Genomic DNA, 26,175 nt, shown 5'->3' on the forward strand with positions numbered 1-26,175 from the left:
AAATTAAAGACAAAACAGATGAAATCAATTCATATACTTACTTTTTGCCTGGTGTTTTTTACACTGGCATCCTGTAGAAAAAAAGAGTTTATGCCCGAAGTGGAGGGGCAACCGGTTCCACATCCGGAAATGACGGCCAGCCTGAAAGATGTGCTGAATACTTCTCCTTATACCATATTCAAAGCCGCCTGGGAGCGGAGTAATATGGATAAGATCATAAAAGAAAAAGGAGAACGGGCAAGCTATACGATGCTTGTGCCTACAAATGATGCTTTTATTGCTGATGGGCTAACCATGGAGAAAATCAACAGCATTGAACCGGCTTTATTGGATAGTATCTTGCTTTACCATACGCTAACCGGAACATTCAATCCTGAAGATGAGAAAGGGAGGGCAGATAATTATCCTGGGAAATCCCTGCTGCAGAATCCGTTTCTAAGGGTAAAAGCACCCTTTTCAGGCTCAGCTTTAGCTGCTCCTTATTTTTACCTTCAATACCTGAAAGTGAGTGGTAATGAGCTTTTTGTGAACGGTAAAAAAGCAGGGGCCGGCGCTGCTGTTCTGGCGAAAAATGGAGTGATTTTGCCTGTCAGCCGTGTTTTACATAAGCCAACAAAGACGATTTTGCAGGTGCTGCAGGAGGATGGCCGTTTCGGAATGTACCTCGACCTGACTGCCCGTACAGACGCTTTGTTTGCAGAACTGACTTACGGAAATTTTCAGCATGATTTTACAGCGGGTTTGAAGGTGAGTGAGATGGGAGATTTTAACATTACTTTTCATTCCATCTTTGCCATCACGGATGATGCTTTTCGTAAGGCAGGCTACAATACTGTAGATGAAATGATGGAATTGAATAACCGGAATCCCTTGCCTTATGTCGATTGGGATACCTATGCCGTAAAAGGTGGATTGGTAACCGATACTTTAGTGGGGTACCACAGATGGGGGACCTTCTTTTCTCATGATGAACCAAACGCAGGCCGGGGTACTGCCAATGTTACTAATTTCTACTCCAATGATTTAAATAATACCGTATTGGGGGATTATACGCTGGTACTTGGAGGTTTCCCAACCCCATTTCCTGCCTACAAAATGCCATTGGATTTCAATAACGAAGGCGGGGTCATTAAAGTAAAAGTGAAAGGATCAGATTATCCCGCTGCAAGTGTCATCGAATCGGATATCAATACGATTATGGGACCAGTGCATGTCGTAGACCGATTGTTACTGCCCAAGGATTTCAAATTGTAATTCCCGGATATACACGAATGATTTAACATGAACGCAATGAATAATTTAAAATATATCCTGTTGCCTGTACTCGCTTTAAGTATGAGCTTGTTCAGCTGCAAAAAAGAAGAGAAATCTTCTTCAGGAAAAGACAGCAATAAAATCAGCGCTGTAGTTGCAGATAATTTTAACTTATCTGTATTCAGTACAGGGCTTAACCGTAGCGGATTAAAAGCAAAGATGCAGGAAACAGGGCCTTTTACGGTAATCGCTCCTTCGGATGATGCTTTTCTCAAAGCTGGTTTTGCAAATCCGGTAGCAATTCTTAGCGCAGAGCCTTCGCGGGTTTCTGCAATTATGAACTACCACGTGCTAAACGGAACTTATGAACTGAATAAACTACCCTTCCTGTTTAATCAGGAAATCCGTTCCGCAAACGGTGGGAAACTATTTGTTACCCGTTGGGTAAAGGGACCGGATACCGTGCTGACCATTAATGGCTCTAAAGTCTTGTCGCAAAATATCAGGGCTTCCAATGGACTCATTCAGGTAGTAGATCAAATGCTGGAACCTTATACACATGAACTGGTAACAGAAGCGATTGCATCCGACAGAGACCTGAGTTTATTTTATCAGGCCATTCAAAGAGCAGGATTGATGGAAGTTCTGAACAGCAAAGGTCCCTTTACTGTATTCGCTCCTGAAAATGCGGCGATGACGGCTTATGGATTATCGAGTCTGGAGGCCATCAACGCATCTGATCCGGCAAAGCTTGCGGCCTTGATGCGCTACCATATCATTACAGACCGTCGGTTTGTACATGATTATATCCTCAGTACAGGCGTAACGGCAAAAAGTGATCAAACGATGATCGACGGGAATTCCATTCAGATAGAGCTGATTCCAAACCCGAATGTTCCGGGTGGTTTTACCGGAATCCGCCTGAAAGGAACAGGGAATACCGCCTTCATCACCTTAAAGAAACAGGACGTACTTACAGGAAATGGCGTGCTTCATACCATTACAGGCATGTTGAAAATCACCCAGTAATTAAAAAATAAGATTTCAGAGATGATTTTAAATAAGATACTCAAAAAAATAAGTGTACTCCTGATGTTGATGCTGCCTTTTGCGGCAATCGCGCAGGAGACCAGTGGTACCCTGAACGGGACAGTTTATGATGCCGGCGGACAACCTTTGCCTGGTGCTTCGGTGATTGCCATTCATCAACCTTCAGGGACCAAATATGCCACCTCGGCCGATGGAAAGGGGAGATATTATTTACCCAACCTTCGCATTGGAGGGCCTTATTCCGTAGAGGCGGCTATGATCAGCATGAGAACGGATAAAAAAGAGGGGATTACGATTCGTCTTGGTGCTGCGATATTGTTAAATTTTGCACTGAGCGATCAAACCCAGCAATTGGGAGAAGTGGTGATTAAAGCGACCAAGAGAGGAGCGCAGGCCAGTACTTATGGAACAGGGAAAAATATCAGCGCCGATCAGGTGAGGAATATGCCTACAGTTTCCAGAAGTCTAACCGATATTACCCGTCAGGTGCCGCAAGCGAGTAAGGACAATAGTTTTGGTGGAACAAACTTCCGTTACAATAACGTCACGATCGATGGTGCAATCAATAACGATGCAATTGGTTTCAGTCCATCTTTAGGCGGGCAATCAGGAACTTCAGGTATGGCAGGAAGCTCTACCCGAACTAATCCGGTATCCCTTGATGCGATCGAAGACATGCAGGTATATCTGGCCCCTTACGATGTGAAAATAGGCAACTTTACCGGTGGTTCGGTTAATGCAGTGACCAGAAGTGGGACAAACACCATTAACGGATCTGTATATGGTTTTGGCCGTAACGCTGCCCTGACCGGCAACGACAAGGTGGGGACACTAGGTAAAATGAACAGTGATTTTTATGATTATCAGGCAGGTTTTCGTGTTGGATTCCCCATCATCAAAAATAAACTTTTCTTCTTTACCAATGAGGAGTTTACTCGTCGTAGAGATCCTTTACAATTGTTGGCAGGAAGAGCAGAAACGGCTCATATCATGACGGGAGATGATGCAAAGGCGATTAGTGCAGCTAATTTCCTTAATGCAGGTACTGCAGGCGAATTTAACACGTATTCAAAATCACGTAAGTTCTTTAACCGCCTGGACTGGAACATCAACGATAAGCATCAACTGGCGATCAGGAACAATACCATCGTTTCTGAAGCCACTCATATGGACCGTGATCAGCAGGATTTCAGGTTCAGCAGCATGGCCTTTTTGCAGAAAAATAACCAAAGTTCTACTGTGGCTGAATTAAAAAGCAGATTCAGTAATAACTTCTCAGGGAATTTGCTGGCTGGTTATACGATGGTCAACGATTCCAGAGATCCCATGGGTGATCCGAGCCTGCCACAGGTACAGATCGCCGGACGTACTCCAGGTACAACCATCTATTTAGGAACAGACCGTGAGGCCAGTATCTTTGACATGAAGCAAAGAACACTCGAACTGACCGCCAACCTGAACTGGAACCTGGGCAAACATACCCTCACCCTGGGTACCCACAACGAGTTTTATAACATTAGTTATGGTTTTGTGAACGCATGGAACGGAAGGGTAGACTACCTGAGCATCGACGATTACCTGAGCAACAATCCATATCGGGTACGCGGAGCATATGGTTACCATAACAACAACAGAAACGAGCTTCTGAATCATCCGGCGGCAAAATTTAATGTAAATCTGTATAGTCTGTATTTTCAGGATGAAATCCGTGTTTCGGATAAGCTAAAGGTGATTCCGGGGCTTAGGGCTGATATGGCACACCTGCCGGAAAAGCCACAGTTAAGTGATAAAACACGTACGGCTCTTGACGATCCTTTTTTTGGACGTACGTATACCTATACCCCATTAAAAAGGATTACCAATGACTTCCTGAATAAGGTACAGCTCTCTCCAAGAGTAGGATTCAGGTACGACTGGATGGGCGATCAGAGTTTGATTTTGAGAGGTGGCGCAGGTTTGTTTACGGGTAGGATCCCAATGGCATGGTTAGCTTATGCTTTTTACAATACAGGGGATAGCTTTGGTGGTTTCGATCAGAAAGCAGATCAGAAACCTTTTGTACCAGGTAGCAATCCTTTAAAAGGAGGACCAAATGGAATCGCAGATTTTATTCAGGAGAATGGTGCAGTGATCAATAATCCCAATAGTGGAAAAACCCAGGTTGACCTTATAGACAATGGATTTGTGATGCCTCAGGTACTAAGAACAAGCTTAGGGATAGATTATACAACTCCTGGTCAGTGGAAATTCGGACTGGAAGCGATCTATACCAAAAATATCAAAGATGTGCTTTTTCAGCAATTGAATGTGCAGGATAATCCTACTTATTATGGATATGATAAAGCACAGCAGCAACCGGTTTACAGCGGAACAGTAGATCAACGCTTTTCCAATACTTATCTGTTGAGCAATACGAGCAAAGGATACCGATACAGTCTGACTGGTAGCATCAGCAAAAATATTGCTGAGGTGTTGCAGGCTTCGGTTGCCTATACTTACGGACAGTCTAAAGATTTGTCGAACGGTGTGCGTAACTCTATGGAATCGAACTGGCAATTGAATCAGTCTTTGGTACCTAACAATCCGGTATTGGCCAATAGCAATTTCGACATCAGACATCGCATTGTGAGTACCATCAGTTACAATAAAATATGGAATAAAGCAGGAAGAACGAATATTTCCTTATTCTTCAGTGCGCAATCCGGCAGCCCATTCACTTACGGTATTGTAAACAACAGTATCCAGGGCTTACCACAACAGGTGAGTCTGGCTTATATTCCGACCAGAGAAGAGAGTCTCCGTTATTTTGGGGATAGGAATACCGGTGGGATGCTCCATACTGCCCAACAGCAAGCCGATGCTTTTAATGCATATATCGATGGAGACGATTACCTGAGCAGCAGAAGAGGACAGTTGACAGAAAGAAATAAAGGGAGGACACCATGGAACCTGCAGGCCGACCTGCATCTTTCTCATGATTTGTATGTCACAGGAGATAAAAAAAGATTCATCACCCTGACTGCAGATGTGATGAACCTGACCAACCTGATCAGCAAAAACTGGGGCATACAATATTTCTCACCCAATACTTTCAACTCTACTTCCAGTGTTGGATTAACTCAGGAGTTATTTCCACCCCAGCAAAATCCGGGTGGATATCCTTTGTACCAGTTTAACGCACCTGGTAAGCCCTATAGTGTGGATTATTATGGTTCAAGAAGTCAGGTGCAATTTGGTTTAAGATATACTTTTTAAGCAATGAAGATGAAGTTACATGTAAAGAATATAATGAAAAAAGGAGTGTTCGGTTTCGGCCTGCTGCTGCTGATGCTGTCTGCCTGTAAAAAGGACAAGACCGAGATCATCAGGGAGCCTTTAAAAGTGACGGATTATTATCCGAACAGTGGAAACCAGGGGACATTGGTTACAGTAGAAGGCACTGGATTCAGTAGTAACCCCTCGGATGTTTCGGCTACATTCTCAGGTACCCCTGCAGATGTGCTGAGTGCAACTGCAACGGAGATCGTGTTAAGGGCGCCACAAAAAGGAAGTACAGGTGAGATTGTCATGAAAGTAAACGGTGAGACTTTGAATATTGGCCGTTATACTTATCAGGAGTTAAGTGTGCAGCGGATTAGTCCTGCCAACGGTGCTGCCGGAGCACATATCCGGATTTCAGGAGCAGGGTTCAGCAGCTTAAAAGGTCCGGCAGAAGTATTGATTAATGGAAAAGCAAGTATTGTGGTAAGCGCTTCAGATACGCTTTTGGTGGTGGAAGTTCCTGCTAAAGTAGGAACCGGACCTGTAAAAGTAAAGGTAGACGGAAAGGAAGCTACAGGACAGATATTTAAGTATCAGGCGATCGCAGGTATCAGTCCGTTAACCGGAGGTAAAGGGACTCAGGTGAGGGTTACCGGAGAGGGTTTTGAAGAGCTCGCGGAAGGGAATTATGTAGATTTTAATGGTATCCCCGCATTGGTGAAAGAAGCCAGTGCAACATCGCTATTGGTGATTGCTCCTGCAGAAGTAGGAACAGGACCATTATCGGTAACGATCAATAAGCAAAAAGTAGCCGGACCCATATTCACCGTTGTTCCCCCACCAGTGATCGAGACCGTTTCTCCCCTGAGCGGTCCCGGAGGTTCGGTCATGACCATTGTCGGAACTACTTTCAGTACTGTTCCGGAAGAGAATAAAGTGAGCATTAACGGAAAACTCATTCCGGTAACTACTGCTACAGCAGGAAAATTGACTTTAACGCTTCCCGGAAATACCGGAAATGGAAGAGTGGTGTTAAGTGTGAATGATCAGGTGGTGCAGGGACCTGAGTTTAAGGACCAGTCGCTGGGAATCAATAAACTGAGTCCTGAAAATGGCCTTGCAGGAACTAAAGTGACCATTACAGGTACAGGGTTTAATGCCATTGCAGCTCAGAACATGGTGACTTTTAATGGGGTATCTGCAACAATAATCAGTGCTACGGAAACTGAAATTGTAGTTAAGGCTCCTGTGGGTTTAAGTACAGGTCCTCTAAAGGTGATAAATAATGGTGCTGAGGCCATCGCACCGACTCTCTTCAGTAGGGCAGGAGTGGTGACTATTGCAGGAGGACTGGGAAATAAAGACCTGGATATTTCGGCTTACCGGTCAGGCAGTCTGGCGATAGACCGTCATGGAAACGTTTTTGTATTGGAAGTAGAAAAGAGCAGGATCAAGAAAATCAGTCCTCAGGGAGTGGTTACTTTATTTGCCGGAAGCCCTACCGGCGAGCGGGGAAACAAGAATGGAAAAGGAACTGAAGCCTTATTTAATTTCGGTGCAAATCCGGGGATGGATATCGATGCAAATGACAACCTCTACATTAGTGACGGTAACCTGAGTGTCAGAAAGGTTAGCCCTCAGGGAGAGGTCAGTAATTTTGCAATAGGCCTTGGAAATATCAATAAACTGGCATTTGACAGTCGTGGGATACTGTATGTCCTTGGGTCCTTTAACGGAGCCTGGAGAATCAATCCTGAAGGTTTGAGGACCTCGATTAACACCAATGGAATGTCTGACAATTCCCGGCCGGTGATCATCGACAATATGATTTACAAGTTAAACAATGAGGGTTATTTCATTGATGCGTTTAATTTAACGACCAATAATAACCTCTATCGTGTTATTGGCGCAAATTATGGCTATGCAGATGGTATTGGTCAGGCCGCAGCTTTTGCCAGCATCAATGGTATGATTGCTGATGGTAACGGTGACCTCATCATTGCAGATGCGGGGAATGTTGCAATCAGGAAGGCGAATTTGCAAACTAAAGAAGTCAGTACGATTGTCAAATTCAAAAGCGGACAGGCAATAGATGGCAGCTTTTCGGAAGCTTCAGCGGGTAATATCGGTGATGTGATCGTAGATAAAGAAGGAAATATCTATTTTATTGACAACAGCAACAATGCAGTAAGAAAGATTTTTCTTAAATAAATTGATACGTTAAGTTTTCCTTGTACCGGGTCTGGCGAAAGCCAGCCCGGTTTTTTTGTGTCTGATGTAAAATGCACTTGCCCTTTATAGAATTTTACAAGGTGATGCCGGAGATAAAGCGTCCGGTGTGAAAAGAAGAAAAAGAGGAGACTTTGTCTTAGTTTTAAACGTTGAAAATTGCGTCTAATTTATTGAACATCTTGATCCAGCTCTGGTAAGCTCCACTTTGTTTGGCGGTGGCTTCAGCAACGGTTTGGTGTACAGAAACTGAGGTTTGATTTCCAATTGGTTTAAAGGTAACAGTAGTCAGGATCTCTTCCGGCCAGTCTTCTGCTTTTCCTGCTTCTACAGAACGCAGCGTATGTCCTGCTTCATTTGTTAGGATCATAGAAAAGACCAGCCTTTCCGGAGCAACAACTTCCTGGTAAGTGCCCATAATCCAGCATTCTCCATGAACCGGGTCATGAATACAGGAATGAAAACTGCCTCCTTCTTTTACAGTAATGGATTTAAATTCAATGGTACAGCCATCTGGGGCATACCAATGTTTCAATTGCTCCGGATCTGTCCATGCTTTGAATACCATTTCCGGTGAAGCATTGAAAAGATGGCTGATGAGCAATTCTTTTTCTTTCTTATTTTGTTCCATGGTCTTTGGTTTTGATTTCGTTTAAGTAATTATCCAGTTTTTCAAACTTGTTAATCCATTGTTTTCTGGACTGTTCTACCCAGTCGGATACTTCATTGAGTTTGCCAAGCTGGACTTCGCAGTAGCGTTCCCTTCCTCTTTGTGTGATCACTACCAGGCCACATTCTGTAAGGATCTGTATGTGTTTGGAAATGGCCTGCCGACTGCTGTTAAAGGTCTCTGCTATGGCATTCAGATTCATCGCTCCCTGAGCAATCCTTTCAATGATTTCTCTTCGGGTTGGATCTGCGATGGCTTGAAATACGTCTCTTCTTGTTTTCATTGTGCAACTATATGGTTGCAAATATAAATGCAATCATTTAGTTGCGCAAATTTTTGTGGAAATAATTTAAGAGCTATATATCCTGATCTATCTCCGCAACGATCATGATATGGGGGCTCAGGGAAAGTAAATCCGGATCTGATTCGATCAAAGCAGTGAGTTTTAACAGGCGTTCCCTTTTATCGGGTATGGCCCAGCCCTCAAAGAATTTTGAGTCCAGCCATGCAATCCCTTCTACCGCTGTGATGCCGCATGATTTAAATCCTGCCATCTCAAATTCCATAGTAAGTTCCGCCGGTTTGTGAAAATAGGCCTGTGCCAGCATTCCGGGAAATTCAGCAGGAGGGTGATGATTACCGCTGCTGAGTTGTTGCTGACACATGTAAAATACTTCTGGCTGATGAATCATTCCATTTTGCAGGGCTGCCAGGGTAAAAGCGGCATGGGTAATGGCAAAGGCAATCACTGTTCCCCCGATCTTTAAAATCCGTCCGGCCTCTTTAATCGCAGCGATGCGCTCCTGTTGTTCCTGTAAATGATACAAGGGGCCATGAAGGATCACGATATCCACTGAATTGGATTCAATAGGTAGTTTCCGGGCTTCCGCCTGTATACAATGGAAGCTTCTTTTCGATTTTTGTGCTCTTTTAAGCGCTTGTTGTATATGTTTTTCTACCGGATCTATGAGGATGACCTGATGTCCCAGCCCTGCAAGCCAACTGGCATAATGGCCTGTTCCTCCTCCAATATCGGCGATAACTGCCGGAATTGGAGGAAGGTGTCTGTTGATCAGTTCTTTGTTTCTTAAAAATTCGAATGGTCCTAATCCGCTTTGAAGTCTGGTTTCTTCTGAACTTTGGGTATAGAAATCCTGTATTGATATTTCGATCATATTTGCTTTATAAAAAAATACATAGTGATTTAAGGGCCATCATTTAGAGATGATAGCTGGAATAGCGGTAAAGGGTACCACTATCAGAATGGATTATTTATAAAGCGATTTTAATAGCACAAATATATCATCTTTTCAAAGATAGCAGCAGTGTTTCTTAAAAAGGCCGTTATGCTTTTTAAAGGACAGAAGATGGAACAACTCATAGCCCGGCGCAGTTTTTTATTAACAGACAGATCTCCAAGTAATAAAGGGATTTAAAATCTTCAATTTTAATTGTAGGTTTACAATTGACCGCTTATATTTACATTTGCGTAGTAATTATTAATAAACTTTCAATATAGTTGAGCTACGATGATTTTGGATTGCTGTTAATTAGGTTAATAATTGTTTTCTATCAGGTAGGAGTTTGATGAAAAAGTTTTATATAAAGGAAAATAGGAAAGTTTATCACGTTCATCAGTTGATGGAAGGGGTAGATTTATTTAAAATTGAGGAGAATGATTGTATTTATGAGGTTTTTAGGTCTCGTGCAGGGGACTGGAAACTTTTATATCACCTGCCTGGTTCCCGGGAATTGCCCCTTGCTTCCCTTGCTCAGCGCCTTGATCTGGAAATATTTGGGTTTCAGAAGTCTGAATCAAAGAATTAACATTATTCGTTTAAGAACAAAACCTGTCCTTTGGCATTATCTTTGGAGTAACTCTGCGTTAAAAGAGACCAGGCTATTATCCCTATAATGCGAGCTAAAACATCTAAATTCTTTATTTTTTTTTGTTTTACTATTTCCAAACGCATTAAAAGGACCATTTTGGGGTAAATGAGGGTTCTACAATAACATTATTTAATAAATTTATTTGAAAACAGGAGCTATCCGGATCAGCTGATGCTGGCTGGAGATGTGAATTGCTTGCAGACCTGTTTTTAGGTAATAAGATGTACCAAATATTAAACAAACATATATCTGTTCTGTTGGGAGGTGCGTAATTGCATGTATAAGCCCCCAAGACAGAATGTTTAAATAAGAATAGAGATAAACCGACTATGGAAAAGAAACTCATCACCGAGATCAACATTGAAGACAAACAAATTCTTCATTTCGCCTCTTTTAGCCTGCAACAAAAATTTAATGCCCATCATTATTTCGAGCTGAAGTTTAACCACGATCAAATGGGCCTACCCGGATTGGTTAATTTAAATGACAGCAGGGATTTTGTTGGTAAAACCCTTACCGCTTCTTTTGGATTTTATGAAAATAAGATGCAGCAGTTTGCCGGACTGGTAACTAAAGTAGAGCTGGCACAAAGCCATGGTTATCATGGAGTGCTGATTGTGAGTGGGTACAGTCCTACGATATTAATAGACCGGGGTGCTGATCTGGGTTCATATCTGGACAAAGACCTGAATGAAATTGTAAAACTGGCGACTCAGGATACGCCACAGAATGATCTGAAACTGGTGGTCAATGCCAGCAGAAGGACCCCGCTTGATTATGTGATTCAGTATCGTGAAAGTGATTTCAATTTTCTAAACCGGTTATCGGGCGAATACCATGAGTGGTTTTATTATGATGGTCAGCAGCTGAATTTTGGCAGACCGGATAAACAGGAAGAAGTAGACCTTTTCTACGGCCGTGATGTACTGAATCTGCAATATGCGATGGAAGTTGCACCGATAAAAAATAAGCGTTTTGCTTATAATCCCCAGGTAAATGAAATCCTGCAAAGCGAAAGCACAGGCAGTACCAATGGGACACCAGACCTTACCCATGCGGTGAACGCTTCTAATGCAATGTACAGTAAAACGTATAATCAACATTCTTCTATACGCGTAGATACCAACAATGACATTAAAAATCATGTAGAAAATGAAGAGAAAGCCAATATCAGCGAACTGTTAAAAGTGACTGGTGGTGGCGACAATGCGCAGTTGTCTATTGGTTCTATAGCAGAGATTACCACGAGCATGAAACAGGGGTTGGACTTTGTAACAGAAAGCCTTGGTAAATTCCTGATCACAGAAGTTCAGCATACCATAGATGGAACCGGTAAATACCGCAATACCTTTGTAGGCCTGGTTTCCAGTACAGAACGTATCCTGGTAAAGGATTATGCAAAACCTCTTGCGGATATGCAACTTGCAGATGTGCTGGATAATCATGATCCACAGAACCAGGGACGTATAAAAGTTAAATTTAAATGGCATTGCGAAACCAATGATCCAACCGAATGGCTAAGGGTGGTGAGCCCAAATGCAGGTACGGGCGACAGAGGTTCAAACCGTGGCTTTTTTGCCATTCCTGAAAAAGGGGATCAGGTGATGATCGCCTTCGAGGAAGGGAATATCGCACGTCCGGTAGTGATCGGAAGTGTGTATAACAGCAGTAATGTAGACAGTAGTCCCCAAATAAAAAACCATTTAAAAAGCCTGACCACCAGAAGTGGCCATTTGGTGGAATTTGATGACGATCCCAATACTCAGGGGATTAAAATCACCGACATTCATAGCAATATCATTCATATTGATACGAAGGGTAATAACATCACCATTACGGCATTGGAAAACATGAGCCTGAATTGTAAGAATATGCAGATCAATGTTCAGGAGGATATGACTGTTCAGGTGGGGAAAAACCAATCTGTTAATGTGGGACGTGATATTGCTACTAATGCAGGGAATAACTATTCCTTAACTGCCCTTGGGGATGTTTCCGAAACTTCAAATAACAGAACAGAGCTGGCGACCAAAGATTTTAAGCGCCAGGCGCAGATTTCAAATGAGGTTGCTGCTGAAGTGAGCATGTTTAGTTCTAAAGAGAACATGACGATGCAGAGTGGCAAGATTGTGGAACTCAACAGTGCAGAAAAATCAAACTTATTCTAGTATGGCAATTACCAAACAAGCGAAGAATATAAATATCGAAGTATTGCAGAAGTATGAGCTGTTCGTTGTGAAAAAAATGGAAAAGATTGTACATCAGATGAATGTAGAAGCAACCTCCGGAAACCTGACTTTAGGGAGTATAAAGAAAATCGTATCAAGCGGAAATAAATAATGGTCTTTAAAAAACACAAATACTTCTTACTTGCTTTCCTGATGATGGCGGTAGCAGGTTGTAAAGGACAAAAAATGGAAGAGAAATTTAATTGGCTGGGTACGGTGTCTGCACCGGAAGAATACCCAATGGAGGTATATAAAGGAGCGCTGATTGCAGAAGATTTTACCTATGGTTTTGATATGATCTGGGGAACGCAGAATACAGGATGGGGGGTGAACGGAGGGGTAATGAGCGTTTCCACGCAGCAAATGGCTGCCCCGGATTCGCTGAAGTTTACCTGGCTCTCCCTTACAGAGAAAAAGTTTTATACCGGTAGCTGGAAACTGGACAAGGAGAAAATTGCCAGACTGTTCAGGGAAGGGTATGTGAATGATATGAATCAAAAAAAGGAGACTTATACCATGGTTAAAGTTGGTTTGGCACCCAAAGGACGGGTGATGGTATGGTTAACTGGTTCCGGATTTCAGACAGAAGTAGGGGCTTTTCTGGCTCATGATACTACTATTACTGCAGATATGGCCTATGACAATGCAAAGTATATGTTTAAGCCTGGCTTTGTGGAAGGTGTGCTGAATAATGAAAGGATTATGAAACCGGAAATAAAGGCAAGAATAGCACAAAAGGGATATCCTGATCCGGATATTTATGCTGTTTATAGGGAACGTTATCAATGGCGTCCGGAAATTCATTTGCCGGACGGTGGAAAAGCAAGTCTTTTTTTTTACAGCTATTTAAATGGAGAAGAAGAAACCCGTTTTGGAGAAGAGCTGGTTAGTAACCCTTATCAATCCAGAGCCACCCCAAAATACATCACCCTGATCTGGAAAGATAAAACGGGTAAGAAAAATGGTTTGGGAATAGAGCCTTTTGATGAAGATGAAGTGCTTGCGGCTTTTAAAAAACTTGGAAATACAGGTAATATTGATCTGGTGATCAAAATCAACAGCAGCAATACCAATGCAGTTGTTTCTCTGAAAAACAATAAGGAAGAGATCCCGCTTAGAAAAGGAAAAGTAGACATTACTGAAAATTTGGATTGATATGACAAGTGTTCAATTGGGTGCTTATACTCCCGTAGAGGATAAGACGGAATATATAGATATTACCATCGGAATATTTTTCGACGGAACAAAGAACAGCATGGCGAATACCAATGAAAGAATAGGGAATACCACAAACTTTCAGAAGTATGGAGCTGATGATGATGAAAGTAGTTATTACAACGACTGGTCTAATGTGGCGCGGCTTTGGGATGGTTATGATAAAGCCACAAGGCTTTACATTGAAGGAATCGGGACAGAGGACCGAAAAGAAGACAGTACAATTGGATACGCTTTCGGATCAGGGCCTACAGGAGTAAGAGGGAAAGTGAAAATAGGTTGTGAAAGACTTGCATCCGAGGTGATAGGACCAGCAATCAGGAAGAACAAAAAGGCCAAACTGCGTTACATTACTTTCGATGTGTTCGGTTTTAGCCGGGGAGCTGCGGCGGCAAGGAATTTTGTTTATGAAATTACTAAATCAGAATATAAACCAAATCTGATCCCTCATCCGAAAACAGAAGATGTGACCAAAACGGATGCTTTCGATGACATCACTCAGCTGGACATTTTGCCTGCATGTGGGCATTTGGGACTGAAGTTGTCTCAATCCGGAATTAATATTAAGCCTAATCAGATCATGATCCGCTTTCTAGGTATTTTCGATACGGTATCTTCTTATTCAAAATACATCAGCCCTACACCGAACTTTGATGATGTGGACGAGCTTCACCTCAATGACATCAGAAAAGCACAGGCATTGGTGCATTTTACGGCAGAGAATGAGCATCGGGAGAACTTTTCTCTCACCAGGGTGGACTTTGGAAAGGAAAGGTCTTTTCCCGGGGTGCATAGTGATATTGGAGGGAGTTATGATTCCGGTCAGGAGGTGAAAAAAGAATTGGAAACTTCCTGGTTTTTGAAGAGCTCGCTGGACCCGTTTAAGGAACGGTTAATCGAGCAATGCTGGTATAAAGAGCATGAGCTGGAGGTGACGGGAGGTTTTGCTTACTGGGCATTAAAAGGAACGAGGAATCTTAAAAAGGAGTTCTCTTATATCCCGCTTCAATTTATGGCGGAGCTGGCTAAGAAGAATAAAGCAGAAGTGGATGTTGCAGCCACAGCACAGAAATACTCTATTGATGATGACGCTTTGCTGGTTAGGGTAAAAAAATACATGACAGAATATGTGATGGGTAACGGGGTTCCTTATACTTTCAAATCGCTGGTAGATCTGGATAAAAAATATAAAGGAGCAAAAATACCTGAACAACGGTATTCAGAATATCAAAAAGAAAGAACAGCACAGGAAGATCTGAGAATTCTAAGGAATAAATACCTGCATTGGTCTGCCCGCAGGGAAGGAATAGGTATGGATCCAAATTCAGATGGAAAACGGATTTATTATTAATCGTTCGTCGTATGGATATATTGTTTGACAATGTCATTGCTTTCCGCCCTCAGCCTAAAATTGGCCGGAGTTATGGGATCAGTATTAAGTACTTTGATGATTTAAGTTCGGAGGTAGTCAAACGGCTGGATTATCAGATTCATTTGTTTGTACAGCAGTATAAGAACCTGGACAATACCTGGCAACTGAGCTTCGATAAAGATGAATTGTTTATCAACCAGCATGAGCCTGATTTGGTGAGTGAACAACTGGCACATTTGGCAATGAAGGCTTTATTTCCTGTTAAAGTGGATGTGAATAGCAAAAATGAGGTGTTCCGGGGGATCGCAAACCATGAGGATATCCTGAAGAGGTGGGAGGAAACAGTCCTGAAAATGAATGATAAATATGAGGGAGATCTTGTAGAGTTGTTTATTGAAAAGATGTCGGAAAAAATAGGAAATAAGCATGAACTATTGCATGCACTGGCCAATGATATGTTCTGGCAGACATTTTTTCATCCTCAGTATTTTCGTTATGAACAGAACCTGAGTAAAGAAATGGTATTTGAATTTCCGGTTTTGCCTTATCAGCTGATCAGATTTAAGGGAAAACAATCTTTATCAGATGGTTACTCTTCACTTGGAACTTACAAAGTTGGCTTTACAGGAGAAGCGGAAATACCTGCCGGAACTCCGTATGAGGGAAGGGGTAATGGAAAGGCAAAAATGAAACTGGAGGCAAAGTTTGATTTAGATCAGAACGGTGGTTTGTTGAAATATGCGGTGATCAATTGGGGGATTGAGCAGCAAGATGGGGAGCATATCAGCAGGTCTAACCGGGTTCAGTTTTCAGCTTATGAAATTGCAACTGAAAATAAAATAAATAAAGAAGAGAACGGTGTAGAGAGAGCAGATGAACCAAAGGTGTCATCAGCAAAAAAAGGATTTTGGGAACGCATGCTGGGATAATCTAAACCTGGTAGTGCTAAATATTTGAACCGTATGTCGCAGAAGGAAATTGTAGTACAGGGAGCCACCTGCCAATGTCAGTTTGGTTTTCAAACTGATAAATTAAAGGTGCTTACCCAGAAAAAGCATTATGTTAACGATAAAGAGGGAAGTGAGAAGCTGATCGCTTCAGATAAGGATATCGGAATGACCTTTGAAAAGAACACCTTTGACAGGTGTAAGCTGCAGCCCACACCCGGAGGTTACCTGCCTTGTATTCCGGCACTTACCCAATGGACTAAACAATACCCTGACATGGTTCTGATCAATGAGGGAAAAGTACTTTTGGAAGATAGCAAAGGGATTTGTACCATTAGTGGTTCGCCGTGTATCTCTTTTGTGAAAACCGGTCAGAAAGGACAGCCTTCTCAGCAAAATGTAGACAATGCAGATGAAGCAACGCAATCTCAGGTGAACCCTATGGTGAATATGAAGGAGCTGAATAAGAAAGATCCATACCAATTTTTAAACGCTGAATAGTTATGCCAAGAGGAATAAAACATTGTTATTTTAAGACGAATGATGGACAGCCTTATCTGGTTGAAAAAGGCAGGATATATTATGTGGATGCCAATGATAAAATAGAATTCTATGTGGATGAAACCTGCATGGAAGAGGGGACAGTGAACAAAAAGACCAGTGTTTCAGGAGCCCGTTGGGCAATGATCTATCATGGTCTTTTTAGTGAGGTAGAAAAGATGGAGACCGGGACTTCCCTTTTGTGGGGGAATGTAGGTACGGGGTCAGAGGCGGTAAATAAATGGGGTATCGGGACAAGATATAAAACAGGAAGTAGTTTTAAGATTGCGCCTGTGGACAGCACTTATTATTATGGTTATGCGCAAAGGGTAGAACTTTTTAGTTACACCCCGGGATCTGGCTTCTACTTTTATGTAGTTCCTATCGCAAAACCAAGCATTAACTTTGCTTACTTTAACGATAGTGAAAAGGTAAGGCATTATGGGGAAACAATCAAGCTGTTGCTTTTGTATCATGGCTATAACCTGGACGACCACAACACTTATCTGACAAAAATTTATCTGCTGGATGAACAACAGGCAACTGGTCTGACAACAACCCGTGATTTTGAATCGAAAAACCTATGGAAAGAGGCGAAGAGTCTGATCATCAGCAGAACCGGAAAGTATAGCTACTTCGGCAAGGGGGCTGCTGGCAATGGGAATTTCAATTGTACGTTCAGTTTTAGTTTCATCATCGATATAGATTGGAAACAAGGACAGACACAGAAAAAGGATTTTACGGTTGCTGTGGAAATTTACAAAAAGAAACTTGGTAAAGATGGCAAAGATGATCCGGAGAAAATGGAGCGTGTTGCCTATCGGAATTTTAAAACCGAGCCTACAACTGATTTGTATCAATATGATAAAACCTTATTGAAAATTGAAGATTTGGATAATTCAAAATCTACTTCAAGCCGCTTTATGGTTTCAGAGGAATTGATGGATAAATATATGGATAGGGTGGAAAGGGAAAAGAAAAACCAGATTCAATATATTGGTGATATCAGATATACAAGGAAGCAATTCGATCCTTGTTGTTTCACAACGATTACCCTAAAATGTGAGGATACCGAGACGGTTATTTTTGATGAGAACTTACCTCCTGATCGTATAGATGAGACCGCAAAACCATTTGATATTATTGCGGGTGATGAAAAAAAGGAGATTTCCATAAAATTAGGGGGACTCTCCACAGAACCGGATGCTTGCCAGGGTCTGCTTCTGAATGATGGGGAAAAACACTCCGATCAGAAGAATGTGTTTCAACTGGGGACCGTAAACTCTGCCTTGAGAGAAGCAAATGGGACCTATATTACTGTTGCTGATCCTGGTCAGAAGGATGATCTGGATGTAGTAATTGATCCGAATAAAGATCCTTCCCAGAGTGTTAAAGATACCCAGAAATGGGAATTGGGCAGAGATTATAAGTTTAAAGGAAAGGATGAGACGGTGCTGATGCTGGGCTATATGTACAATAAGACATTTGCAGAAAGCACTCAGGATGATAGGAATCCAGTGCTCAATACGGCAAGAAACTTGTTGTGGCTTTTCAATTATTTCTTGCTTACCGATGATAAAGTACAGACTTACTACCTTCCTATAAGTACTTGTCGTTATCCCAATCAGATTGCCAAAGTAAGGGTCTTCCCTAACATTGAATGGGAAATTGCATTTATGATTACTAAGGGCTCAGCTTATTCCGGGAAAGTCAGGTATCAAAGGGACAGGATGAATGCCTATCACCAGGGATTTGGATTTAAATACCTGAGAGATGAGTTACAAGTCGATGCGACAAAGACGGAGACCGTAGGTTGGGCTTTGAAGGGGGTCTGTGTGGAAAATGGCAATGAACATTCCCTGTCGCTTGAGAATGTGAAGAAAACTGTAGATAGGGCGATTTATGCTTTTAATATGGTTTACGAAAATTTACAGGATTTAAACCCTGAAAATGGGGTAGGAGAGAGTGCTGCGGTTTCAAAGAAAGTTTTAAATATCGATTTTAACATCGATCCTCCGAACATGGGTTTTGCTTTGGGATGGAAGTACGGGATGGCAAGCACGAAAGAGGTAGTTCCGGTTTTTACCGGAGGACTTCGTGCTGATCCGTTGATTGGCTTAACGATTGCAGTAGACCTGATCCCGTTAATTGGTAAGTTTGGTTTGGTGGGGAAGATTCTGGAATGGATTATTGATGTGGTGGAATATTTAACGAAATCCGATGTTTACATTACTTTCGAGATTGGTACTGCAGTAAAAGCTAATTTAAGCCTGTCTTACAATAAAATTGATGGATTTGATCCGAAAGGTGTTCAGAAGGTTGAAGTGGAGGTGGTGATTACCATTAAGGCGGGTTGTAAAAGTAATGAGGTGGTAATGGTTCCACATGTCAACATTTCAGGGGCTACGGTGATGGAGAGTAAGGAGAAATGGATGGTGGAGGGAGCTGTGGGTTCAAAGATTATTTTTACGGAAGAAGTTGGTTTTGACAGAACCCTTGGTAAACAATTCAAACAGTCGTCGGCCATATGGAAACCCGCACTAATGACACTGACTGTTCAGGAGTTTGTCATTTCGAAAGTTACTTACAAGCCGAGCCACGTTAAGCAGTTTGAGCTTTTCAAAGAGAAAGAGTTGTATAAATCTGAAAAAGAATACATCAATGAAAAATAATTTTTTAATGAAAAATCTATCAATGAAACATCATCTTGTGGTCTTGCTGGCCGTTTTAAATTTGCTGGTTTTCCAAAGTTGCCAGTCTCAGACCCCGAAAAACCCTCAGCATCTTGGAGAGGGGACGGGTGATTTTGATCTGGATCAGCTTACTTTTAAAGAGGATGTAAATGCTTTATTTTCTAAAGTAAACTATATTAAGTTACCTCATAAAGACGCTTTTTACGACAAAGTAAAGAAGGAAGAAGTCATTAGGGATACCCTGGCTTTCGAATATAAAGTAAGCAAGGCGGATAGGGCTAAGGTAAATACCTACTTTTTGGATAAATCGCTAAATCATCGCATGGTGTTTTTCTTCGTAGATAAAAAGAACCAATTTAAAGCATTTTCTTTTTTTGCTTCAAAGAAGGATGGAGATTTTAGCAAACAGATTGAACTGATTGATAAGAAATATAAAAAGTATAAGGTTAACCTTAAGCCAGATAAAAGAAGGGACTTTGCTGATGCTAAAGCTTATCAGTGGGAGAGCCCGGATAAGATCATCAGTGTGACCATGTCGACAAAGCCTGCTGATGGCGAATATACAATGGGGCTGACTGTGGTTGATAAGAAAACTGATTTTAAAAAATTCCCGATCAATCAATTTATTTATGGCAATTCGGTTTGTTTGGACAATACCTGTAAAGAATAATTATGCACAACTATAAAAATCCTATTTACGAAATTGAAGTTAAAACTCAGGGCTGTCCTGTAGAATTACAGGTGAATGACATGCCTTGTTTTATCAGTAGCGATCCGGGTGGCATGGCCGTGGATTGGCCTGTTAATCCAAATATTATGTCCTCAGGAAGACAAAGGTACTCCTTGAAAGCTCATCCATATTCCGGTGATGAATTTATCAGTAAAAGAGCTACATTGGATCTGAAGGTATATGTGAGAGATGCATTTGATAATCCCGTTCCACGTCAGCTGTTAGCAGAGATTCCAACAGTTGATTTTTCCGTAAAAGATGATAGTCAGGTACATGTAATTGCAGGCCATTTTGATGCAGAGGTTCCTTATATGCTGGAAGGTTGGGCAGAGTCTGTTTCTCTGATCGATGATGATAAAGACGTTTTAATGAAAGAAATTGAGTCCTTTTATGATGAGCTTTATCAGGTTTTTAAATCAAAAGATCTAAGCAGGTATAAAGAACTGAGTGGACCAAGATTTCAGGAAATGTGTACCTCTTTTTATATCGGCAAGGAAGGGCAGCAAAGGCAGGAAGCGCGATTGATTCCTAACTTTAAAGGGCAAATCTTAAGAGATCCGTTCCATAGCTACCGACCGGAATTCTATGTTTCAGGAAAAGTGGTCGGAGTAGCTCTTCCTGGAAAACCTTGTGGTTTCCATTTTTATTCAACAGACAAAGAAGAGAATAGCGTTCTGGAGCTTGCCCTATTCAGACGGAAGAAAAAGGGTGGTAAGCTAAGTTTAGTGAGGTAAGGTGGTTTTTTAACTTTTATTGCAGGTAAGTTGCAACCGTGTTTTGTACCTTTGTAAAAAAGGATGAAAATAAAGAGCACTGGAATGTTGATGAGTAAGTATCTGTTGGTTTTTGTAGTATTGATTTTTACAGGCTTTTCCGGTGTTGCGCAAGGATTGACCGATTGTGAAAAGATCCTTGATCAGGAGCCTTATTTTGTAAGGCATAAATCAGGAGCACAGGATCAGGCTTTAAAACGGGATATTGAAATCTTAAAACGTTGCGGGAATTTCGATCCTGTAGACAGCGCCTTTCTGAAAGGTCCCATGCTTGGAACATTGATGTTGCAGGAAGTGAGGGCTGGGAAACCGGCAACTTACCGTACCATCATTAACTTCTTCTCTAACTTCAGGAAAACCGCAGAGTATAAGGACTTTTCTTACGGATTGTCAATGTACAGAAAGCTTGGTGGGAAAAAGGTGAGCCTGACAGATTGGGAAACGGATAAGGAATTGTTTGTGAGAATGGGCTTTACCGTGAATGATCTGGAGGATTTTAAAATTTTTATCACGCAAAAAGAACATTCTTCGCTTACTTATATGCAGGCTTTCTCTCAGTATATGAGTGAGATAGAAGCGATGCGGGTCGACAAATAAAGAAATGTAAAATTATTTTTCTTCTGACTAAGAATACTAGTAATATTGCGCTGTTATGGATGTGCAGGAATTTGTAGAAATTGATCAGCCGCATTTTAATAAAAGTATGGCGAATTGGGTACGGGCAAACCGTCATATTATGCGTGCAATGCCGGAGTATAGTCGGTTTATTGTCATGAATGGTCCTATCTTACGTGTCAATCTAAATTATTTTAGTCCCGAATACCGATATAAATTTATCGATCATAATTTTGAACATTATTGTGAGAAATTTATTGACAGGCTGAATGAGCCCATTTCTATCTATTTACAAAAGAATGGATTTGCAGGTTATGCGGTAACTTTCATCTTCCTGTTAAATGGCAAAAGCTACGAGAAGTTCATCACCTATAAAGTGTAACAAAAATAAAAGCTGTACTTTTGTAAAAAAATCAAAGCAATTGGGAACTCTACTGGACTTAGGTATAAAAGGATATAATAATTACGGAACGCACTTGAAAGAGAAGTATAAGGGGCAGCGTGTATTCAAGGTAATCGTTGATGGTGGTTTCACCTGTCCTAACCGTGATGGCAGTAAAGGCTATGGCGGATGTACCTATTGTAATGTAGATTCTTTTACACCAGAGCTTTCCAGAAAGCTTCCGACCATCCGTGAACAACTGGAGCAGGGAATGGAAAGAGGGAAAGGCTTTTATAAAGCAGATAAATTTATTGTTTATTTCCAACCCAATACCAATACCTACGCGCCTGTACATTATTTAAAGATGATGTACGACGAAGCGCTTTCGATCAATACCGAAGATGTGGTCGGTTTTTCAGTAGGTACCCGCCCGGATTGTATTGATGCGGAGAAAGTGGCCTTGCTGGAAAGTTATGCCGACCGTTTCGATGTCGATCTGGAGATGGGGATGGAATCCATCTATGATGATACCTTGAACCAGATCAATCGTGGCTGTAGTCATGGTGAATTTGTGGAAGCGGTGAAATTACTGGACAATTCTAAACTTGATTTATGTGTACACACCATCTTTGGTTTTCCATGGGAAACGGAAGAGATGATGTTAGGCTATATTCATGAAATAAACAGGTTTCCTAAAATTAAATTTGTGAAATTCCACCACCTGCACATCGTGGAAGGATCGATCATGGGGGTAAAGTATAAAAAGGAACCTTTTAAATTGTTCTCTCTTGAAGAGTATACGGATTTACTTTGCAAACTGATCCCTTTGTTAAGACCTGATATTGTAATTCAACGCTTGTTTGGTATTTCTGATTGGGATTTACTGATTGCGCCTAACTGGGGACTGAATAAATCTGCCATTCAAACCTATATTGATAAGGAAATCGAGAAAAGGGGAGTGGTTCAGGGATCCGCTTATGTTCCTGTAGCCGGGTAATCACCAAATAATTCTATTACTTTCTTCCTTCTGTAGTTAAAGATATGTTGCAGCTTGTTTGCTACAAACAGACTATTGGCAATTTTTCCAAAAATTCCCATGGGTAGGCCATAGGTTAAAATATCGTTCATCTCTACGCCACCTTCAATGGCTTTGAAATGATGCTGGTGGTGCCAGAACTGATATGGACCAAAGCGCTGTTCATCTATAAAATATTCCTGTGGCTTTACCTGGGTGATTTCTGTCATCCAGTTGAGCTTGATTCCGGCAATTGGTGATACCTTATAAGTAATGATCATTCCGGGGTACATCTTTTCCAGTTGCTTAAGATCTGAAGTGACCTCAAAGGCCATGTCCTCAGGGGTAATTTTAGCCAGGTTCAATGGAGAAGCAAAGAAATTCCATGCTTCTGATAAGCTGATTGGTAACCGTTGACTGAAATTTAAGTGATATGGCTTCATATAGTTTATAAAGATACGGTATTTGCTGATTTCTGGTTTTTTTGAGTTGATTGTTTGAGTTTTCTGTGATTTTTGTTTCTTTTCTGATTTTAAGTCCTGTTTATTTTTAATATTTCATTATTAATATGTGTTTTTGGCTGTTATTTATGATTTTGTTATAAAATATTGGCTTTTTATTTGGTGTTTTTCATTGTTTTCGTGTTTTTGTTGGTGTAAATACAACGATTTAGTGATTTTGTTGTGAATTTATTTGAGTAAAATAGATTTATTTACTAATTTTATAAAAATAACCAACGATAATCTATTATAAACTAGTAAAATCTAATAATTATGGCCAAAATTTTATTAAAACAGGTGGGTCCTTTTGTAGTTTTATCAATAATTGCAATTTTAGCCCTTTTTACACCCCTGCTTCCGAACTTTGATGAGGGAAAATACAATGCATCTGACATTGCATTCATTCTTGTAGCCACTGCGCTCGTATTTTTGATGACTCCAGGGCTTGCTTTCTTCTACGGAGGCATGGTTCACCGCAAAAATGTAATTTCTACCATGATTAAAAGTGTGGTAGCGGCCGGAGTAATCAGTGTATTATGGGTAACCGTGAGCTTTAGTCTGGCTTTTGGTGAAAGTATCCATGGGCTGATTGGAAATCCATTGACCTATTTGTTCTTTCATGGGGTAAATTCAGGACCTTCATGGAGCCTTGCGCCAACTATTCCTTTGACGTTATTTGCCTTGTTTCAATTGATGTTTGCCATCATTACGCCAGGTTTGGTAGTTGGAGCCGTTGCTGAACGTATCCGTTTTACTTCTTACATCTTATTTATTGTATTATTTGCTTTGTTTGTGTACTCTCCATTGGCACACTGGACCTGGCATCCGGAGGGCATTCTATTTAAAATGGGGGTGCTTGACTTTGCAGGTGGTACTGTTGTACATATTTCTGCCGGGATGGCTGCTTTGGCCGGTGCATTGGTCTTGAAAAGAAGAAGAAGTCATCAGGATCATCAGGAAATTCCTCCTGCCAATATTCCATATGTTTTGATCGGTACTGGCTTGCTATGGTTCGGATGGTTCGGATTTAATGCAGGTTCTGCGTTAGGTGCCAATAGTTTAGCGGTATCTGCTTTTGCGACTACTAATATTGCTGCGGGTGCTGCGGGTTTATCCTGGATGTTCTTTGATGTGGCACGTGGTAAAAAACCTTCTGTACTCGGATTTTGCATTGGTGCAGTAGTAGGTCTTGTAGCCATTACACCAGGTGCAGGTTTTGTAAGTATTCCTTCCAGTATCTTCATTGGAGTGGCTGCAGCGGTGATCTCTAATCTTGCGGTAGTTTGGAAATCTAAGACCAGTCTGGATGATACTTTAGATGTTTTTCCTTGTCATGGGGTAGGTGGTATTGTAGGAATGTTGCTTACTGGTGTCTTTGCGACCAAAACCGTAAATGCAGCAGGTGTAGATGGTTTGCTGTATGGCAATCCTGCATTCTTCTTTACCCAATTGAAAGGAGTGCTGATTGTGATCGCATTTAGTTTTGTGGTTTCGTTCATTATTTTCAAGTTCATCAATTTGATTCAGCCAATTCGCGTGAGTTCTGAAGAAGAAGAAGAAGGCCTTGATGCCAGTCAACATAACGAAAAGTATTTTCAGGGTACTTTGATCGTGGCTTCCACCGGAATGGAGATGGAGCAAGAGCCAACTACTTAATTTTTCAATTCTGCCTATGACCATATTTATCTGATTCCACCTCAACCTAAACCAACCAAACCAACCAGACTATGAAATTAAAATCAATACTTACCACTGCTTCGTTATCTGTTGCCTCCTTTTCTTATGCTCAGGAAGCTGCTCCCTTACAGATCTCCGGTTCTGTAGATACTTATTATAAATATGACTTTGCGAAAGTACCAAACATAGGAACCAGTTTTGCAAATGATCAGAATTCCATCTCTCTCGGGATGATTGATCTGGCGCTTAAGAAAACAACCGGTAAAGCTTCATTTGTGGGAGAACTGTCTTTTGGGCCAAGAGGACAGTACGGTTCCCTTTTAAATGGAGATGGGACGGATGAAAATTCTTTTCATATTCAGAACCTGTATGCTTCCTATGCCTTTACTGATAAATTTACCATGACCGCGGGGTATATGGGAACTTTTATCGGTTATGAAGTGATCGCGCCGACAGGAAATTTCAATTATTCTACTTCTTATCTGTTTACAAACGGGCCTTTTCAGAATGCAGGGATTAAAGGTGCTTATGCCTTTACTGATAAAGTGAGTCTGATGGTCGGTTTGTTTAACGATTGGAATGTGTATAAAGATTTGAACGGAGTATCTCATATTGGTGCTCAGCTGACCGTAAGTCCGGTGGCAGGTTGGACTGCTTATTTAAATGTGTTATCCGGAAAATCTGCCGGAGCTGTTGGTACCGGAACGGTGCTTGATCTGACGACTTCCTATCAGGTAACTGAAAAGGTAAAATTAGGACTGAATGCTGCTGATTATTCCGTGACTAATGATGGTGGAGGATATAGCGGTGCTGCGCTTTATTTACAAAATGCATTTACCTCTGCTTTCTCTTTAGGGCTTAGAGGGGAGTACTTTAACTGGAAAGGAGTAGCGGAAGAATCAGACAAACATGTTGCCGCAGTAACCCTTTCCGGAAACGTTAAGGCAGGTGGTCTGACCTTTATTCCGGAAGTAAGATTTGACAATGGTTCTTCTTCGGAGATGTTTAAGAAAAAGAACCTTAATCCTTCAAAAAATGCTTCTCAGTTTGCATTGGCTGTCGTATATGCCTTTTAGTCTCTGTTAATTCACCTTAGAAGGCGCCGTCTGAAAAGTATTATGTACCCCTTCAGGC

22 protein-coding genes are annotated in these 26,175 nt (G+C 41.4%); 18 read left to right on the forward strand and 4 right to left on the reverse strand.

Annotation, left to right across the window (positions count from 1 at the left end; all coding sequences use genetic code 11):
• Positions 1 to 18 precede the first annotated feature (18 nt).
• From BUC20_RS19220 to BUC20_RS19235, 4 genes are read left to right on the forward strand one after another with little or no spacing between them, the layout of a single operon-like run.
• Positions 19 to 1,254 (forward strand): fasciclin domain-containing protein, encoded by a 1,236-nt coding sequence (locus tag BUC20_RS19220; protein ID WP_084529048.1) that lies wholly within the window; start codon positions 19 to 21, stop codon positions 1,252 to 1,254.
• 36 nt (positions 1,255 to 1,290) lie between these two features.
• On the forward strand, positions 1,291 to 2,283 hold the full coding sequence (locus BUC20_RS19225) for a fasciclin domain-containing protein (protein ID WP_073232751.1): 993 nt from the start codon (positions 1,291 to 1,293) through the stop codon (positions 2,281 to 2,283).
• Between the two features lie 21 nt (positions 2,284 to 2,304).
• Positions 2,305 to 5,559, forward strand: a complete 3,255-nt coding sequence (locus tag BUC20_RS19230) for a TonB-dependent receptor (protein ID WP_073232644.1) — start codon at positions 2,305 to 2,307, stop codon at positions 5,557 to 5,559.
• A 3-nt stretch (positions 5,560 to 5,562) separates the two neighbouring features.
• Positions 5,563 to 7,776 carry an IPT/TIG domain-containing protein gene (locus tag BUC20_RS19235; RefSeq protein ID WP_084529050.1) on the forward strand — a complete coding sequence of 738 codons (2,214 nt, stop codon included), beginning with the start codon at positions 5,563 to 5,565 and terminating at the stop codon, positions 7,774 to 7,776.
• A gap of 163 nt (positions 7,777 to 7,939) precedes the next feature.
• Here the strand turns inward: BUC20_RS19235 and BUC20_RS19240 are convergent, their stop codons facing one another.
• The 3 genes from BUC20_RS19240 to BUC20_RS19250 all read right to left on the reverse strand — a co-directional run bounded on the left by BUC20_RS19240 (position 7,940) and on the right by BUC20_RS19250 (position 9,639).
• Positions 7,940 to 8,425 carry an SRPBCC family protein gene (locus BUC20_RS19240; RefSeq protein WP_073232646.1) on the reverse strand — a complete coding sequence of 162 codons (486 nt, stop codon included), beginning with the start codon at positions 8,423 to 8,425 and terminating at the stop codon, positions 7,940 to 7,942.
• Positions 8,412 to 8,747 (reverse strand): ArsR/SmtB family transcription factor, encoded by a 336-nt coding sequence (locus BUC20_RS19245; protein ID WP_073232647.1) that lies wholly within the window; start codon positions 8,745 to 8,747, stop codon positions 8,412 to 8,414. Before BUC20_RS19245 ends, BUC20_RS19240 begins: the two co-directional genes overlap by 14 nt.
• Before the next feature lie 73 nt (positions 8,748 to 8,820).
• Positions 8,821 to 9,639, reverse strand: coding sequence for a class I SAM-dependent methyltransferase (locus BUC20_RS19250; protein WP_073232648.1), 819 nt, complete (start codon positions 9,637 to 9,639; stop codon positions 8,821 to 8,823).
• Between the two features lie 1,044 nt (positions 9,640 to 10,683).
• On the opposite strand from BUC20_RS19250, the gene BUC20_RS19260 reads away from it, so the two are divergent.
• From BUC20_RS19260 to BUC20_RS19310, 12 genes are all read left to right on the forward strand, one after another.
• A complete protein-coding gene (locus BUC20_RS19260) occupies positions 10,684 to 12,522 on the forward strand; it encodes a type VI secretion system Vgr family protein (protein WP_073232650.1) in 1,839 nt (612 codons plus the stop codon).
• 1 nt (position 12,523) lies between these two features.
• Positions 12,524 to 12,694, forward strand: coding sequence for a hypothetical protein (locus BUC20_RS33940; protein ID WP_159441132.1), 171 nt, complete (start codon positions 12,524 to 12,526; stop codon positions 12,692 to 12,694).
• Complete coding sequence (locus tag BUC20_RS19265; protein ID WP_073232651.1) at positions 12,694 to 13,737, forward strand: DUF2931 family protein; 1,044 nt, start codon at positions 12,694 to 12,696, stop codon at positions 13,735 to 13,737. The genes BUC20_RS33940 and BUC20_RS19265 overlap by 1 nt, the downstream gene beginning before the upstream one ends.
• Position 13,738: 1 nt before the next feature.
• Positions 13,739 to 15,148, forward strand: a complete 1,410-nt coding sequence (locus BUC20_RS19270; RefSeq protein ID WP_073232652.1) for a phospholipase effector Tle1 domain-containing protein — start codon at positions 13,739 to 13,741, stop codon at positions 15,146 to 15,148.
• Positions 15,149 to 15,159: 11 nt separating this feature from the next.
• Complete coding sequence (locus BUC20_RS19275) at positions 15,160 to 16,098, forward strand: hypothetical protein (protein WP_073232653.1); 939 nt, start codon at positions 15,160 to 15,162, stop codon at positions 16,096 to 16,098.
• A gap of 33 nt (positions 16,099 to 16,131) precedes the next feature.
• Positions 16,132 to 16,617: a DUF4280 domain-containing protein gene (locus BUC20_RS19280; RefSeq protein ID WP_073232654.1), complete on the forward strand. Its 486-nt coding sequence runs from the start codon at positions 16,132 to 16,134 to the stop codon at positions 16,615 to 16,617.
• Between the two features lie 2 nt (positions 16,618 to 16,619).
• Entirely contained in the window at positions 16,620 to 19,328 is a 2,709-nt protein-coding gene (locus BUC20_RS19285; protein WP_073232655.1) for a hypothetical protein, read from the forward strand.
• A gap of 7 nt (positions 19,329 to 19,335) precedes the next feature.
• Positions 19,336 to 20,019: a hypothetical protein gene (locus BUC20_RS19290; protein WP_143166846.1), complete on the forward strand. Its 684-nt coding sequence runs from the start codon at positions 19,336 to 19,338 to the stop codon at positions 20,017 to 20,019.
• A gap of 2 nt (positions 20,020 to 20,021) precedes the next feature.
• Positions 20,022 to 20,813 carry a hypothetical protein gene (locus BUC20_RS19295; protein ID WP_073232657.1) on the forward strand — a complete coding sequence of 264 codons (792 nt, stop codon included), beginning with the start codon at positions 20,022 to 20,024 and terminating at the stop codon, positions 20,811 to 20,813.
• A gap of 63 nt (positions 20,814 to 20,876) precedes the next feature.
• The gene (locus BUC20_RS19300) at positions 20,877 to 21,449 is read left to right on the forward strand and encodes a hypothetical protein (protein ID WP_073232658.1); all 573 of its coding nucleotides are present in this window, start codon (positions 20,877 to 20,879) and stop codon (positions 21,447 to 21,449) included.
• Between the two features lie 55 nt (positions 21,450 to 21,504).
• Positions 21,505 to 21,849 (forward strand): hypothetical protein, encoded by a 345-nt coding sequence (locus BUC20_RS19305; protein ID WP_073232659.1) that lies wholly within the window; start codon positions 21,505 to 21,507, stop codon positions 21,847 to 21,849.
• 40 nt (positions 21,850 to 21,889) lie between these two features.
• A complete protein-coding gene (locus tag BUC20_RS19310) occupies positions 21,890 to 22,846 on the forward strand; it encodes a tRNA modification radical SAM protein MnmL/YtqA (protein ID WP_073232752.1) in 957 nt (318 codons plus the stop codon).
• Here the strand turns inward: BUC20_RS19310 and BUC20_RS19315 are convergent.
• Positions 22,825 to 23,307 carry an SRPBCC family protein gene (locus tag BUC20_RS19315; RefSeq protein ID WP_073232660.1) on the reverse strand — a complete coding sequence of 161 codons (483 nt, stop codon included), beginning with the start codon at positions 23,305 to 23,307 and terminating at the stop codon, positions 22,825 to 22,827. The genes BUC20_RS19310 and BUC20_RS19315 overlap by 22 nt on opposite strands.
• Positions 23,308 to 23,637: 330 nt before the next feature.
• Here BUC20_RS19315 and BUC20_RS19320 point away from each other — a divergent pair, with 330 nt between their 5' ends.
• A complete protein-coding gene (locus BUC20_RS19320) occupies positions 23,638 to 25,020 on the forward strand; it encodes an ammonium transporter (RefSeq protein WP_073232661.1) in 1,383 nt (460 codons plus the stop codon).
• Between the two features lie 71 nt (positions 25,021 to 25,091).
• Entirely contained in the window at positions 25,092 to 26,117 is a 1,026-nt protein-coding gene (locus BUC20_RS19325; RefSeq protein WP_073232662.1) for an outer membrane beta-barrel protein, read from the forward strand.
• The last annotated feature ends 58 nt before the right edge of the window (positions 26,118 to 26,175 follow it).

It is taken from the genome of Pedobacter caeni (assembly GCF_900129215.1).
In the GTDB taxonomy this organism is placed as follows: Bacteria; Bacteroidota; Bacteroidia; order Sphingobacteriales; family Sphingobacteriaceae; genus Pedobacter; species Pedobacter caeni.

What these genes read in the sequence shown, in the direction of transcription:
- BUC20_RS19220 (WP_084529048.1), top strand. Translation starts at nt 19, where the DNA reads ATGAAATCAATTCATATACTTACTTTTTGCCTGGTGTTTTTTACACTG.
- BUC20_RS19225 (WP_073232751.1), top strand. Translation starts at nt 1,291, where the DNA reads ATGAATAATTTAAAATATATCCTGTTGCCTGTACTCGCTTTAAGTATG.
- BUC20_RS19230 (WP_073232644.1), top strand. Translation starts at nt 2,305, where the DNA reads ATGATTTTAAATAAGATACTCAAAAAAATAAGTGTACTCCTGATGTTG.
- BUC20_RS19235 (WP_084529050.1), top strand. Translation starts at nt 5,563, where the DNA reads ATGAAGATGAAGTTACATGTAAAGAATATAATGAAAAAAGGAGTGTTC.
- BUC20_RS19240 (WP_073232646.1), bottom strand. Translation starts at nt 8,425, where the DNA reads ATGGAACAAAATAAGAAAGAAAAAGAATTGCTCATCAGCCATCTTTTC.
- BUC20_RS19245 (WP_073232647.1), bottom strand. Translation starts at nt 8,747, where the DNA reads ATGAAAACAAGAAGAGACGTATTTCAAGCCATCGCAGATCCAACCCGA.
- BUC20_RS19250 (WP_073232648.1), bottom strand. Translation starts at nt 9,639, where the DNA reads ATGATCGAAATATCAATACAGGATTTCTATACCCAAAGTTCAGAAGAA.
- BUC20_RS19260 (WP_073232650.1), top strand. Translation starts at nt 10,684, where the DNA reads ATGGAAAAGAAACTCATCACCGAGATCAACATTGAAGACAAACAAATT.
- BUC20_RS33940 (WP_159441132.1), top strand. Translation starts at nt 12,524, where the DNA reads ATGGCAATTACCAAACAAGCGAAGAATATAAATATCGAAGTATTGCAG.
- BUC20_RS19265 (WP_073232651.1), top strand. Translation starts at nt 12,694, where the DNA reads ATGGTCTTTAAAAAACACAAATACTTCTTACTTGCTTTCCTGATGATG.
- BUC20_RS19270 (WP_073232652.1), top strand. Translation starts at nt 13,739, where the DNA reads ATGACAAGTGTTCAATTGGGTGCTTATACTCCCGTAGAGGATAAGACG.
- BUC20_RS19275 (WP_073232653.1), top strand. Translation starts at nt 15,160, where the DNA reads ATGGATATATTGTTTGACAATGTCATTGCTTTCCGCCCTCAGCCTAAA.
- BUC20_RS19280 (WP_073232654.1), top strand. Translation starts at nt 16,132, where the DNA reads ATGTCGCAGAAGGAAATTGTAGTACAGGGAGCCACCTGCCAATGTCAG.
- BUC20_RS19285 (WP_073232655.1), top strand. Translation starts at nt 16,620, where the DNA reads ATGCCAAGAGGAATAAAACATTGTTATTTTAAGACGAATGATGGACAG.
- BUC20_RS19290 (WP_143166846.1), top strand. Translation starts at nt 19,336, where the DNA reads ATGAAAAATCTATCAATGAAACATCATCTTGTGGTCTTGCTGGCCGTT.
- BUC20_RS19295 (WP_073232657.1), top strand. Translation starts at nt 20,022, where the DNA reads ATGCACAACTATAAAAATCCTATTTACGAAATTGAAGTTAAAACTCAG.
- BUC20_RS19300 (WP_073232658.1), top strand. Translation starts at nt 20,877, where the DNA reads ATGAAAATAAAGAGCACTGGAATGTTGATGAGTAAGTATCTGTTGGTT.
- BUC20_RS19305 (WP_073232659.1), top strand. Translation starts at nt 21,505, where the DNA reads ATGGATGTGCAGGAATTTGTAGAAATTGATCAGCCGCATTTTAATAAA.
- BUC20_RS19315 (WP_073232660.1), bottom strand. Translation starts at nt 23,307, where the DNA reads ATGAAGCCATATCACTTAAATTTCAGTCAACGGTTACCAATCAGCTTA.
- BUC20_RS19320 (WP_073232661.1), top strand. Translation starts at nt 23,638, where the DNA reads ATGGCCAAAATTTTATTAAAACAGGTGGGTCCTTTTGTAGTTTTATCA.
- BUC20_RS19325 (WP_073232662.1), top strand. Translation starts at nt 25,092, where the DNA reads ATGAAATTAAAATCAATACTTACCACTGCTTCGTTATCTGTTGCCTCC.